Origin of the sequence: Streptomyces sp. NPDC048606, assembly GCF_040650855.1 — a bacterium.
GTDB lineage: Bacteria > Actinomycetota > Actinomycetes > Streptomycetales > Streptomycetaceae > Streptomyces.
On sequence record NZ_JBEZIB010000018.1, the window covers coordinates 69,579 to 82,550 of the forward strand.

12 protein-coding genes are annotated in these 12,972 nt (G+C 74.2%); 9 read left to right on the plus strand and 3 right to left on the minus strand.

Annotated elements, in window-relative coordinates:
* Window positions 1-142: 142 nt before the first annotated feature.
* Window positions 143-1,438, plus strand: coding sequence for a hypothetical protein (locus AB0D01_RS20530; protein WP_363057189.1), 1,296 nt, complete (start codon window positions 143-145; stop codon window positions 1,436-1,438).
* Here AB0D01_RS20530 and AB0D01_RS20535 read toward each other — a convergent pair.
* Window positions 1,395-2,405 carry an ATP-binding protein gene (locus AB0D01_RS20535; RefSeq protein ID WP_363057191.1) on the minus strand — a complete coding sequence of 337 codons (1,011 nt, stop codon included), beginning with the start codon at window positions 2,403-2,405 and terminating at the stop codon, window positions 1,395-1,397. The two genes, AB0D01_RS20530 and AB0D01_RS20535, sit on opposite strands and share 44 nt — an antisense overlap.
* Window positions 2,406-2,514: 109 nt before the next feature.
* Here AB0D01_RS20535 and AB0D01_RS20540 point away from each other — a divergent pair, with 109 nt between their 5' ends.
* A complete protein-coding gene (locus AB0D01_RS20540) occupies window positions 2,515-3,336 on the plus strand; it encodes an oxidoreductase (RefSeq protein WP_363057193.1) in 822 nt (273 codons plus the stop codon).
* Between the two features lie 502 nt (window positions 3,337-3,838).
* Here the strand turns inward: AB0D01_RS20540 and AB0D01_RS20545 are convergent.
* On the minus strand, window positions 3,839-4,708 hold the full coding sequence (locus AB0D01_RS20545) for an HAD-IB family hydrolase (RefSeq protein ID WP_363057195.1): 870 nt from the start codon (window positions 4,706-4,708) through the stop codon (window positions 3,839-3,841).
* A gap of 491 nt (window positions 4,709-5,199) precedes the next feature.
* On the opposite strand from AB0D01_RS20545, the gene ssd reads away from it, so the two are divergent.
* The 7 genes from ssd to AB0D01_RS20580 all read left to right on the plus strand — a co-directional run bounded on the left by ssd (window position 5,200) and on the right by AB0D01_RS20580 (window position 10,465).
* Window positions 5,200-6,345 (plus strand): septum site-determining protein Ssd, encoded by a 1,146-nt coding sequence (ssd, locus tag AB0D01_RS20550; protein ID WP_363057372.1) that lies wholly within the window; start codon window positions 5,200-5,202, stop codon window positions 6,343-6,345.
* Entirely contained in the window at window positions 6,342-7,490 is a 1,149-nt protein-coding gene (locus AB0D01_RS20555) for a TadA family conjugal transfer-associated ATPase (RefSeq protein WP_363057197.1), read from the plus strand. The genes ssd and AB0D01_RS20555 overlap by 4 nt, the downstream gene beginning before the upstream one ends.
* The gene (locus AB0D01_RS20560; RefSeq protein WP_363057199.1) at window positions 7,487-8,371 is read left to right on the plus strand and encodes a type II secretion system F family protein; all 885 of its coding nucleotides are present in this window, start codon (window positions 7,487-7,489) and stop codon (window positions 8,369-8,371) included. The genes AB0D01_RS20555 and AB0D01_RS20560 overlap by 4 nt, the downstream gene beginning before the upstream one ends.
* A 5-nt stretch (window positions 8,372-8,376) precedes the next feature.
* The gene (locus tag AB0D01_RS20565; RefSeq protein ID WP_363057201.1) at window positions 8,377-9,144 is read left to right on the plus strand and encodes a type II secretion system F family protein; all 768 of its coding nucleotides are present in this window, start codon (window positions 8,377-8,379) and stop codon (window positions 9,142-9,144) included.
* A 190-nt stretch (window positions 9,145-9,334) separates the two neighbouring features.
* The gene (locus tag AB0D01_RS20570; RefSeq protein WP_363057203.1) at window positions 9,335-9,532 is read left to right on the plus strand and encodes a DUF4244 domain-containing protein; all 198 of its coding nucleotides are present in this window, start codon (window positions 9,335-9,337) and stop codon (window positions 9,530-9,532) included.
* Window positions 9,519-9,911, plus strand: coding sequence for a TadE family type IV pilus minor pilin (locus AB0D01_RS20575; RefSeq protein ID WP_363057205.1), 393 nt, complete (start codon window positions 9,519-9,521; stop codon window positions 9,909-9,911). Before AB0D01_RS20570 ends, AB0D01_RS20575 begins: the two co-directional genes overlap by 14 nt.
* Entirely contained in the window at window positions 9,908-10,465 is a 558-nt protein-coding gene (locus tag AB0D01_RS20580; protein ID WP_363057207.1) for an Rv3654c family TadE-like protein, read from the plus strand. Before AB0D01_RS20575 ends, AB0D01_RS20580 begins: the two co-directional genes overlap by 4 nt.
* An 18-nt stretch (window positions 10,466-10,483) precedes the next feature.
* Here the strand turns inward: AB0D01_RS20580 and AB0D01_RS20585 are convergent, their stop codons facing one another.
* The gene (locus AB0D01_RS20585; protein WP_363057209.1) at window positions 10,484-12,952 is read right to left on the minus strand and encodes a DEAD/DEAH box helicase; all 2,469 of its coding nucleotides are present in this window, start codon (window positions 12,950-12,952) and stop codon (window positions 10,484-10,486) included.
* Window positions 12,953-12,972: the final 20 nt, after the last annotated feature.

The following is a 12,972-nucleotide window of genomic DNA, read 5'->3' on the forward strand; positions in this document are numbered from 1 at the left end:
AATACGGGCAAATGGCCTAGAAGATCCCGCTAGTGGGTGATTAGGTATTTTTTCTGGCTTGTCACACCTTCTTCAAAGCAGACCGCGTGGGACGTTGCGTTCCGGAAGTCCTGCCACGGAACTGCGAGGGAGAGGTGTGCGGATGATCGCCGCCACGAAGAAGATCGCCGGCGGCCTGGTCGCCACGACCCTGGCGCTGGGCATGGCCGGGTGCAGCGCCTCGGGGCCCGCCAAGCCGCCCGTACGCAAGGGCGCCGCCGCCCCCGAGGCACCCGGCAGCGTCAACAGACCCATCGGCGACGGCTCGACCGCGTACACCGGGCCGCAGCCCCACGTGGTGAAGCCGAAGAAGCTGGCACCCGGCGAAAAGCCGCCCCAGTTCGTCGTCTTCTCCTGGGACGGGGCGGGCGAGGACAGCCAGAAGCTCTTCTCGCACTTCCGCGAGGTCGGCAAGAAGTACAACGCCCGGATGACCTACTTCCTCAGCGGCGTCTACATGCTGCCGGAGGAGAAGCGTTCCCTCTACACCGCGCCGCAGCACTCGCCCGGCCGCTCCGACATCGGCTTCGGGGACCTCCAGGGCATCAAGGACACCGCCACCCAGGTCCGCGCGGCCTGGCTGGAGGGCAACGAGATCGGCACGCACTTCAACGGCCACTTCTGCGGCCCCGAGGGCGGCGTCGGCACCTGGTCGGTGGAGGAGTGGAAGAGCGAGATCAACCAGGCCAAGTCGTTCGTCAAGAACTGGAAGACGAACACCCCGGCCCTGAAGGGCCTGGAAGCGCTCCCCTTCGACTACGACAAGGAGCTCATCGGAGCCCGCACCCCCTGCCTCGAAGGGCAGAAGAACTTCATGCTCGCGGCCAAGGACATGGGCTTCCGCTACGACTCCAGCGGCATCAGCAAGCAGATCTGGCCCAAGAAGACGGACGGCCTGTGGGACATCCCGCTCCAGCTCGTCCCCCTGCCGGGCCGCGCCTTCGAGACGCTGAGCATGGACTACAACTACCTGGTCAACCAGTCCGGGACGACCACCCAGGGCGACCCCTCCCAGCACGAGTACTGGGGCGACCAGATGCGCGACGGACTGCGCCAGGCCTTCGACCGCGCCTACCAGGGCAACCGGGCCCCGCTGATCATCGGCAACCACTTCGAGTCCTGGAACGGCGGCACCTACATGCGCGCCGTCGAGGAGTCCATCGAGGCCATGTGCACCAAGCCCGAGGTCCGCTGCGTGCCCTTCCGCGAGCTGGCGGACTGGCTGGACGCGCAGGACCCGAAGGTCCTGGAGTGGATGCGCACCCTCGACGTCGGCCAGGCGCCGCAGCAGGGCTGGTCGAAGTTCCTCACCGCGGGGCCGCCGGCGCCGCCGGCCGCCCCCTCGGGTGAGGCGGTCAAGCCGGCTGAGGAGTCGGGCGCTCAGAGCGACGAGGGCTGACCAGGGCCTCGTCGAGGACGAAATCGGGGTCGACCTGCGCCGCCAGGTCGACCCCGGTCTTGGCGTTGCCCCAGCTCTCGGCGTTGCGCAGGTGGAAGTGGACCATCTGCCGCGTGTACCGGGCCCAGTCGCGGTCGGCGTAGGAGTCCTCGGCGGCGTCCTGGAGGGCCTGGAGCGCGAGCCGGTTGGTCGCCTCCAGCAGCTCGAAGGCCGCGGGCCGCCCCTTCTCCATGGCCCGCACCCAGTCCGAATGGCCGAACGTGACCAGCAGGTCGTCGCCCACCTCGTCCTGGAGGAACTCGATGTCCTCCGGGCCCTGCACCTTGTTCCCGACCACGCGGAGCGCCACCCCGAAGTCCCGGGCGTACTCCTTGTACTGGCGGTAGACGGACACGCCCTTGCGGGTCGGCTCGGCCACCAGGAAGGTCATGTCGAAGCGGGTGAACATGCCCGAGGCGAAGGAGTCGGACCCGGCCGTCATGTCGACGACGACGTACTCGTCGGGACCGTCGACCAGGTGGTTCAGGCACAGCTCCACCGCGCCGACCTTCGAGTGGTAGCAGGCCACGCCCAGGTCGGCCTCCGTGAAGGGGCCGGTCGCCATGAGGCGCACCGGGTCCCCGTCGAGGAGCAGGGTGCGCGCGCACGCCTCGTAGACCGGGTTGTCCTCGGTGACCCGCAACAGGCGCGAGCCGGCGCCGGGCGGGGTGGTCTTGATCATGGCGTCGCCGGACTCGATGCGCGGGTTGGACCCGCGCAGGTAGTCCTTGATCAGGGGCAGGTGCGCACCGAGGGCGGGCAGCGCGGCGGCCTCGTCCTCGCCGAGCCCGAGGGCGGCCCCGAGGTGCTGGTTGATGTCGGCGTCCACCGCGACGACGGGGGCTTCATTGGCTGCGAGGTGGCGGATGAAGAGGGAGGACAGGGTCGTCTTGCCGCTGCCGCCCTTTCCCACGAAAGCGATCTTCATGTTCACCAAGCGTAGCCGCATGACAGCGGGGAGTCGCCGGGGTGAGTGAAGAAGACCACTCCAAGGAGGGGTCGGTGCTATGGGTGGGCAGTGATTAGGCTCCCTACCTATGAGTAGCGCTTCTGACCCCCTGGCGCCCCTGGGCGCACTCCCGGGCGTCGCCGAGTCCGTGGATTCCGTACGCAAGGCGGTGGACCGGGTCTACGGGCACCGCGTCATGCGCCGACGCAGCGGGGAGATCGCCTCAGAGGCCGCGCTGCGCGGTGCCCGCGGGAGCGCGGCCCTGTCGGGGGCCGACTGGGCGCTCGAAGAGGTGCGGCGCCGCACCGACTTCGGCGCGGAGGTCGAGGCCCGCACGGTGGGCGCCGCGCTGCGGCTGACGGCGGAGGCCGGTCAGCTGCTGAGCATCTGGCGCCAGTCGCCGCTGCGGGTCCTCGCGCGGCTGCACCTGGTGGCGTGCGGTTCGACGGAGGCCGGTGACGTGGTGGGCCGGCCGCGCCTGGCGGGCGAGCCGGTGGACGAGCCCCTGGTCGGGCTGCCGTTGCCGAGTGCCGACGAGGTCGCGGGTCGGCTCGACGGCCTGTCCCGGCTGATCATCGCGGGCGGATCCGGTCCGGCCCTGATCACGGGAGCGGTGGTGCACGGGGAGCTGCTGGCGTTGCGGCCGTTCGGCTCGTACAACGGCCTGGTCGCGCGGGCCGCCGAGCGGATCGTGCTCATCAACAGCGGTCTCGACCCGAAGGCGATCTGCCCGGCGGAGGTGGGTCACGCGGAGCAGGGGGAGCGGGCCTACCTGGAGGCCTTCGAGGGATACGTCTCCGGCACCCCGGAGGGCATGGCGGCGTGGATCGCGCACTGCGGTCGGGCCATCGAGCTGGGGGTGCGGGAGTCGACCGCGGTCTGCGAGGCGCTCCAGCGCGGCGCGGCGTAGGGGGGCGGTCGGCGGGGCGTGCGCCGGGTGCCGTGCGTCGCACGTCGGCCTCGGCCGGCGAGCCGCGGGTCCCGGACACGGGTTGCGGCGACACCCGTACCGCTCTGGTGTCGCCGCTGGCATTCGCGCCCAGTTACCAAGCGTCCTCGATAGTTGCCCATCAGGTCGGGAGCTTTGCCCGGTTACCTGGTGCGGCTGGCCCGTAATCGACGGGTCGACGTCGCGTGGGTGCTCGGCGTTCATGCTTCGGTCCGTGGGCCTTACTGCGTTTTAAAGATGATCCTCTCGGATGTTCTTTGGTCTCGCGGGCCGTTGACTCCTTTGTACTCCGCTTCCGGGTGGAGCGAAACCCCTGGCCGTAGATCTTTACTTTCCCGGACGAGACGGGGCGATCCGGACAGCCCATATCTGCCCAGATCGGGCATGCCGCCGACGGGGGCCGGGTGCTCCCGGGCGACGCGGGGCACCCGACCGCGGGGGTGGGCTACGGGGTCGGGGCGGGTCAGGCGGAGACGCCGGCGAGGCCGGACCGGCGGCGGCTGGCGTACCAGACCAGTCCTGCGGTGGCGGCGGCCGCGCCGACCGCGACGGCGGCGACCAGCGCGGGGCGCGCCGTCATGGACAGGCCGGGCAGCCGCTGCTTCAGTCGCACCGGCTTGTCGAACACCAGCACCGGCCACTCGCGGGCGACGGCCTCGCGGCGCAGCGCCCGGTCGGGGTTGACCGCGTGCGGATGTCCGACCGCCTCCAGCATCGGCACGTCGGTGATCGAGTCGCTGTACGCGTAGCACCGCGCGAGGTCGTACCCCTCGGAGCGGGCCAGTTCGCGCACGGCCTCCGCCTTCGTGGGTCCGTAGGCGTAGTACTCGATCTCGCCGGTGAAGCAGCCGTCGTCGCCGACCACCATGCGGGTGGCGACGACCCGGTCCGCGCCGAGCATCTCGCCGATGGGCTCGACGACTTCGGCGCCGGAGGTCGACACGATGACCACGTCACGCCCGGCGGTGTGGTGGGCCTCGATGAGCGACGCGGCCTCGTCGTAGATGATCGGGTCGATCAGGTCGTGCAGGGCTTCCGCGACGATCTCCCGGACCTGCTGCACGTTCCACCCCTTGCAGAGGGCGGACAGGTACTCCCGCATCCGCTCCATCTGGTCGTGGTCGGCGCCGCCGGCCAGGAAGATGAACTGCGTGTAGGCGGTGCGCAGCACGGCCCGCCGGTTGATCAGGCCACCCTGGTAGAAGGACTTGCTGAACGTCAGAGTGCTGGACTTCGCAATGACCGTCTTGTCCAGGTCGAAGAAGGCTGCGGTCCGAGGCAAGGAGTGCGGCAAGGGCTGATTTTCCACGACCCGAGCATATGCGCCCACCATTCGGCGTAAGGTGTGGCGCGTGGGTTTGCCTGAGAAGGCTCTCGGGTACACCATGGAAGTCACGGATCGTTCGCGACCGTGCTAACCCGGTCTGGCTCCTCCCCCCCCGAGTCGGACCGTGGGGACGACCCCCGCTCTCCCCCCCGGCGGGGGTCGTCGCATGTCCGGACGCGGTTCGCGTCCTCGATGCCCGGCCTTCAGTGATCATTCCTGCGGCCCTCCACTCTCGTTCGGCCCACCCGGCGTAGGCCTTCACTTCCCAAACTCGTCACTCTGCGTAGTTGTTCCGGAGCGCTCCGGAACTCACCTGATGGGGTGGCGGAGTTATTCACAACGACGTTCCCGTCCACAGTTTTGGAGCAAGATCCACTTCTTTTTCCGGAACGGTCCACGGTGATTCCGGCCGCGAAGTCCGCGGTTCGTGGATTTGTTGTGAGAAGGGGGCGGAGACCGTGACCGGATCGAAGTCGTGTGAAGCGCCGGCGCCCGTGGTGGAGGGCGCGAGCGGGGTGGCGGGCCGTACGGGCGGGATCGCCCCCGCCGGCGGGCGGCCGCTGATCATCACCGAGGACCCGCTGCTGTTGGACGACCTGTTGCGCCTGTGCGCCGCGGCGGGCGCCGAAGCGCATGTGCACCACGCGGTGCCCGAGCAAAGCGGAGCCGGGGGCATCGGGGGCGTCGGTGGCATCGGGGGCGTCGGCTGGGAGTCGGCTCCCCTCGTCCTCGTCGGGTACGACGCCGCCCGCCGGGTGGGCGGCGCGCCCCGCAGGGACGGGGTCCTCCTCGTCGGCCGGGACCTCGACGACCCCGGGATCTGGCAGCGCGCCGTGGAGATCGGCGCCGAGGAGGTGCTGCGCCTGCCCGAAGCCGAGAACCGCCTCGTCGACCGCATCGCCGACGTGGTGGAGGGCGCCGGCCGCCCCGCCCTCTCCGTCGGGGTGATCGGCGGCAGCGGCGGGGCGGGGGCCTCGACCCTCGCCTGCGCCCTCGCCCTGCGCGCCGCCCGCGCCGGCCGGCGCACCGTCCTCGTCGACGGCGACCCCCTGGGCGGAGGCGTGGATGTCCTGCTCGGCGGCGAGGGCGCGGAAGGCTCGCGCTGGCCGGACTTCGCCGCCTCGCGCGGCAGGGTCGCCGCCCGGGCCCTGGAGGAGTCCCTGCCCGAACTGCACGCGCTGCGCGTGCTGAGCTGGGACCGGGGCGAGCGGGTGGTGGTGCCGCCCGCCGCGACGAGGTCGGTCGTGGCCGCCGCCCGCCGACGCGGAGGGGTCGTCGTGGTCGACCTCCCCCGCCGGATCGACGAGGCCGTGGCCGAGATGGTGGCCCAGCTGGACCTCGTCCTGATGGTGGTGCCGGGCGAACTGCGGTCGGTGGCCGCCGCGGGCAGGGTCGCCGCCGGGGTCCGCCCGGTGGCCCACGACGTCCGCGTCGTCGTACGGGGCCGCTGCCGCGACGGCCTCGACCCGGAGGCGGTGGCCCGGCTGCTCGGGGCGCCGCTGGCCGGTCAGGTGCCCGTCGAGGTGGGGCTGCCCGGGAGGGTGGCGGAAGGGGAACCCCCGGGCGCCCGGGGCGCGCTGGCCCGGTTCTGTGACGGCTTCTGGCAGCGGGCCCTCGGCCCCGACCGGGGGGTGTCGGCATGAGCGCGCTGCTGCTGGACGCGGTGCGTCGGCGGCTCGCCGAGAGCGGAGCCGAGCCGACCCCGGCCCGGGTCGCGGCCGCGCTGCGCGAACAGGGCCGACTCCTCGGTGACGCCGAGGTCCTCGGGGTGGCCGCGCAACTGCGGTCCGAACTGGTCGGCGCGGGCCCGCTGGAACCGCTGCTCGGCGACCCCGAGGTCACCGACGTCCTCGTGGCCGCCCCCGACCGGGTGTGGGTGGACCGGGGCGGGGGACTGGAACTCACCGCCGTGACCTTCGCCGACGCCGAGGCCGTGCGCAGGCTGGCCCAGCGGCTGGCCGCCGTCGCCGGGCGGCGCCTGGACGACGCCAGGCCCTGGGTGGACGCGCGCCTGCCGGACGGCACCCGGCTGCACGCCGTGCTCCCGCCCGTCGCCGTCGGGTCCGCGTGCCTGTCCCTGCGGGTGGTGCGGCCCAAGGCCTTCACCCTGGACGAGCTGGTCGCCGCCGGAACCCTCCCTCCGGGTGGGCAAAGGCTCCTGCGCGACATGGTCGAGGCCCGGCTGTCCTTCCTCGTCTCCGGCGGCACCGGGACGGGCAAGACCACCCTCCTCAGCGCGCTGTTGGGGCTCGTCGGGCCCGGGGAACGGATCGTGCTGGCCGAGGACTCGGCGGAGCTGCGCCCCGACCATCCGCACGTGGTGCGGTTGGAGACCCGGCCCGCGAACCAGGAGGGCGCCGGCCTGGTCACCCTGGCCGACCTGGTCCGCCAGGCCCTGCGGATGAGGCCGGACCGGCTGGTGGTCGGTGAGGTGCGCGGGCCCGAAGTCGCGGACCTCCTGGCCGCCCTGAACACCGGTCACGAAGGGGGCTGCGGCACCGTGCACGCCAATGCCGCAGCGCACGTACCGGCCCGACTGGAGGCGCTCGGCACCGCGGCCGGACTCGACCGGGCCGCCCTGCACAGCCAGTTGGCGGCCGCGCTGGACCTGGTGGTGCACCTGGTCCGGGACCGGGCCGGCCGGCGCCGGGTCGCCGAGGTGCACGTCCTGGACCGGGACCCGGCCGGGCTGGTGGTGACCGTACCCGCGCTGTGCTGGGGCGCCCGCGGATTCGTGCGCGAGCGGGGCTGGGCCCGGCTCGGGCCGCTGCTGGGCGGTGTCCGGTGAGCGCGGGGTCCCTCGGGTCGGTGCCGGTGGTCGCCGGGGTGCTGTGCGCGGGGGCGGCGGCCTGGACCTTCGCGGGGGGAGGGGGCCCCTCCCGCCGGGTCCGGGTGGTCCTCGTGGGCGCCGGGCCCCTGGAGGGCGGCCCTCCCCCGCTCGGGCCGCGGCTCGTGGCGGCCCTGCGGGTCCGGGCCGCGCGGTGGCCGGAGTGGGCCGCCCTCGGTGTCGGGTTGGTGGTCGCCGTGGCCGGCGGTTCCCCGATCCCGTTGCTGCTGGGAGCCGCCGCCGTCCCTCTGGTCCGGGGCGGGCTCCACGCCCGGCGCAGGGAGCGGGAGCGCGCCGGGCGGGCCGCCGCGGTGGTGGCGCTGTGCGGGGCGGTGGTCGGCGAGTTGCGGGCGGGTGCCCAGCCCGGCCGGGCCCTGACCGTGGCCGTGCGGCGCGCCGCCGCCGGGCCCGGCGGCCTCGGCCCGGCCGAGACGGGAGTCCTGGCCGCGGCCGCCTTCGGCGGAGAGGTCGCCGAGGCGCTGCGCCAGGCGTCCAGGGAGCCGGGGGCCGAGGGGCTGGCCGCGATGGCCGCCTGCTGGCGGGTCTCGGTGGACGGGGGCGCGGGTCTGGCAGCCGGCCTGGACCGGCTGGAGGGCGCGCTGCGGGCCGAGCGGGACCGCCGGGATTCCCTGCGGGCCCAGTTGGCCGGAGCCCGCTCCACGACGGTGGTCCTCGCCCTGCTGCCGCTGGTGGGCCTGCTGATCGGCACCGGGCTCGGGGCGGACCCGCTGCGGGTGCTGCTGCACACGCCCGTCGGGTGGGGCTGCCTGCTGGCGGGCGGGGTGCTGGAGGCGCTCGGGCTGCTGTGGTGCCGCCGGATCGTCCGGACGGGGGAGCGGTGACGGCCATGACGATCCACAGGGTGGGGACGGCGCTGTGCCTCGCGGCGGCGTTGTGGTGCCCGGTGTGGGCGGTGGCGGCCGGGCTGGGGCGCCGGGCGAGGCGGCGCAGGCTCGCGGGCCTGTTCCCCTCGGCTCCGGTCCCGAAGCGGCCCGCCCCGGGGCTCCGGCACCGGGCGGCGCTCCGCGGGTGGGCCGCGCCGGTCGGGGCGCTGATCGCGGGCTGGGTGCTGGTCGGCGGGGTGGTGGGGGTCCTGGCGGGATGCGGGGCGGCGTTCCTCGTACGACGCTTCCTCGCCCGGTCGCGGCCCGCCGCCGCGGTCGACCACCGCGAGGCGGAGGGGCAGTTGCCCTACGCCGCGGACCTGCTCGCCGCCTGCCTGGCGGCCGGGGCCGGGCCGGTGGAGGCGGCCGAGGTCGTGGGGGAGTCCCTGGGCGGCCCGGTGGGGGAGCGCCTGGCGCTCGCCGGCGCCGAGGTGCGCCTCGGCGGCGAACCGGGCGAGGCCTGGGGGAGGTTGGCGCGGCTCCCCGGTGCCCGGGAGCTGGCGGAGTGCCTGGAGCGGGCCGCGCGCAGCGGTGCGCCGGCCGCGGAACCGGTGTCCCGCCTGGCGGCGGCCCTGCGGGCGGAGCGCGCCCGTCAGGCGTCCGCGAGCGCGGGGCGGGCGGCGGTGCTCGTGACCGCTCCGGTCGGGCTGTGCTTCCTCCCCGCGTTCCTCGCGGTGGGAGTGGCCCCGGTGGTGATCGGGATGGCCTCCGGGCTGCTGAAGGGCGAGTGAAGGGCGGCTGACGGGCCGACGGAAAGGCGACGTGACCGAATCGGAGTGGGGAGAGGGGTGGAAAGGGCGAACGGAACGGCGGGGGGAACGGGGTGCGGAAGCCGGCGAAGATCCGTCCGGACGTATCCGCCGATCGGTAGGGATCACAAACCGACATCACATCAAGAACGTAATCTCACAGGAGGTTGTCATGAGGATCGTCCGGAATCGGCTGCGCGCCCTGCTGAGCGGTCGGCGGGCTGATGCGGGAATGTCCACTTCGGAATACGCCATGGGCACGATCGCGGCCTGTGCGTTCGCCGCCGTTCTGTACAAGGTGGTGACGAGCGACGTGGTTTCGGCGGCGCTCCAGTCGACCATCGGGAAGGCGCTCGATGTGCCCTTCTGAGCGGAAGTCGCCGATCTCCGGGGACCGCGGATATGTGACGGCGGAGGCGGCCGTGGTCATTCCGGCACTGGTGTTGTTCGCGGCGCTGCTGGTGTGGGCGTTGATGGCCGCCGCCGCGCAGATCCGGTGCGTGGACGCGGCCCGGGCGGGCGCGCGGGCCGTGGCCCGGTCGGAACCGGTGGAGGCGGCGGTACGGGTGGCCGCCTCGGCCGCACCGCCGGGCGCGGAGGTGGAGGTGGAGCGTACGGGGGACCTGTGGCGGGTCCGGGTGTCCGCGCCGGCGCCGGGGCCGCGGGGACTGCCCGTCCGGCTCGGGGCGGGGGCGGCGGCCCTGGCGGAGGACAGCGTGGGAGCCGACGGGGCGGGGGCGCCGCCGTGAGCCGGGACCGGGGATCGGCGACGGTGTGGGCCACGGTGGCGGTGACCGTGCTGGGGGCCGTTTTCGGGGGCGTGCTGCTGCTGGGGCAGGCCGTCGTCGCGCGGCACCGGGCGGGCGCGGCGGCCGACCTGGCGGCCCTCGCGGCGGCGCTGACCTGGGCCCGCGGCCCCGAGCCGGCCTGTGCGGCGGCCTCGCGGGTCGCCGGGGCGCAGGGGGCGGTGGTGGTCGGGTGCCGGGTCGGGGGCGAGGTCGTCGAGGTCTCGGCCCGGGTCCGGGCGGGTCCCTTCGCCCCGACCGTCCGGGCCCGGGCGGGCCCGCCCCTCGTGCCGGAGCCGCCACCGGCCCTCACCCGACCGACCCTCACCCGACCGACTCTCACCCGACCGGCCCGGTCCGGGGCGGCCCCCTCCGCGGTCCCGGTCCCCGTCGCTCCCGCCCCCGTGGGCCCGTCCCGGTCGGGTCGGTCTCCGCGGGCCCCGGTCGGTTCCGCCGTCCCGGGCGCCGGCTCGGTCGGTTCCCGTTCGGGGGTGCCCGGTCCGGCGGGTCCGCCCTGACGGGCTCCGGGTGGGTGGTCAGGGGGTCGGGGGCGGGGTGGTCGGCGGGTCGGCCAGGAGGCGGGTGAGGAGGCGGACGGCGCCGCGTTTGTGCAGGGGGTCGTTGCCGTTGCCGCACTTGGGGGACTGGATGCAGGACGGGCAGCCGGCCTCGCACTCGCAGGCGGCGATGGCGTCCCGGGTGGCCGTCAGCCAGGCCCGGGCCGTGTGGAAGGCCCGCTCGGCGAAGCCGGCGCCGCCCGGGTGGCCGTCGTAGACGAACACCGTCGGCAGGAGGGTGTCCGGGTGCAGGGGGACGGAGACCCCGCCGATGTCCCAGCGGTCGCAGGTCGCGAACAGCGGCAGCAGCCCGATCGAGGCGTGTTCGGCGGCGTGGAGGGCGCCGCCGAGGATCTCCGGTGTGATCCTGGCCTCGTCGAGCTGGTCCTCGGTGACCGTCCACCACACGGCCCGGGTGCGCAGGGTGCGCGGGGGGAGGTCCAGTTTGGCCTCGCCGAGCACCTCTCCGGTGATCAGTTTCCGCCGGAGGTAGGAGACGACCTGGTTGGTGACCTCGACGGAGCCGTAGCAGAGCCGGGCCGAGCCCCAGGGGATCTCGGTCTCGGTCTCCAGGATCGCGATGGAGGTGGTGTCGCGGGCGGTGGTGGAGAAGGGCGGGGAGGACTCCTCGACCAGCGCCACGGAGTCCTCCAGGTCCAGGTGCTTCACCAGGTAGGTGCGGCCCTGGTGCAGGTGGACGGCCCCGTCGTGGACGGCGGAGTGGGAGGCGGCCTCGTCGACCGTGCCCAGCAGCCGGCCGGTCGCGGCCTCCACGATCTGCACGGGGCGGCCCCCGCCGCCCCGGATGTCGGCGAGGTCGCAGGCCCGCTCGCGGCGGGTCCAGTGCCAGGCCGCGGTCCGCCGGCGCAGCAGTTTCGCCGCCTCCAGCTGCGGCAGGAGGCCGTGCGCGGCCGGGCCGAAGAGGTCCAGGTCGGCCTCGGTCAGCGGCAGCTCGGCCGCGGCGGCGCACAGGTGCGGGGCCAGGACGTACGGGTTGTCCGGGTCCAGCACGGTGGCCTCCACGGGCCGCCGGAACAGGGCCTCGGGGTGGTGGACCAGGTAGGTGTCGAGGGGGTCGTCACGGGCCACCAGCACCGCGAGGGCGCCCTGCCCCGAGCGGCCGGCGCGGCCCGCCTGCTGCCACAGGGAGGCCCGCGTGCCCGGGTACCCGGTGATCAGTACGGCGTCCAGCCCGGAGACGTCCACGCCCAGCTCCAGGGCCGTGGTGGCGGCGAGTCCGAGCAGGTCCCCGGAGTGCAGGGCCCGCTCCAGGGCGCGCCGCTCCTCGGGCAGGTATCCGCCCCGGTAGGCGGCGACCCGCCGGGGCAGGGACCGGTCGACCTCCGCGAGCCGCTCCTGCGCGATCACGGCGATCAGTTCCGCGCCGCGCCGCGACCGTACGAAGGCCACGGTGCGGACGCCCTGGACGACCAGGTCGGTCAGCAGGTCGGCGGTCTCCGCGGTGGCCGTGCGGCGTACGGGGGCGCCCTTCTCGCCCTTCAGGTCGGTCAGCGGCGGCTCCCAGAGGGCGAAGACCACCTCGCCGCGCGGGGAGGCGTCGTCGGCGACCTCCACGACCGGCACGCCCGTCAGCCGGGACGCGGCGGCCGCCGGGTCACTGGCGGTGGCGGAGGCCAGCAGGAAGACCGGTTCGGAGCCGTAGCGGGCGCACAGGCGCCGCAGCCGGCGCAGGACCTGGGCGACGTGCGAGCCGAAGACCCCCCGGTAGGTGTGGCACTCGTCCACGACGACGTACCGCAATGCCTTCAGGAAGGAGGCCCAGCGCGGGTGGGAGGGCAGGATCCCCCGGTGCAGCATGTCGGGGTTGGTCAGCACCAGGTTGGCGTACTGGCGCACCCATTCCCGCTCCTCGAAGGGGGTGTCGCCGTCGTACACGGCCGGGCGTACGGCGTTCCCCAGGGGCTCGGCCAGTTCCCGCACGGCCCGCCGCTGGTCGGCGGCCAGAGCCTTGGTGGGGGCCAGGTAGAGGGCGGTCGCCCCGCGCCCGTTGGGCGCCCCCGCCCCGTCCACGAGGGCGGAGAGCACGGGCGCGAGGTAGGCCAGGGACTTCCCGGAGGCGGTTCCCGTGGCGATCACCACGGATTCGCGGTCGAGGGCGTGCTCGGCGGCCGTGACCTGGTGCTCCCACGGATGTTCGATGCCGGCGGCCTGGATCGCCACCACGACATCCGTTCGAATGCGGTCCGGCCACACTGCATGACGACCCGCCCGAGGGGGCAAGTGCTCCGTATGGGTGATGCGCGCAGCCCGGGAAGGCCCCCGTGACAGACGGTCCAGAACCGTGCCGGGGGTGGGTCGAGGGTGCTCCGGTGCCGTGGCCGGACCGGGGCCGTGAGTGTTGGCCATTGGAACCGAGTGTGTCACCGGCGTGCGGGACAATGGGCCCAAGGCGTCGTGCGCGCCTGCCGGTAAGTGATTGAATGCCATCGCGGCAGCCGATCCCTCCC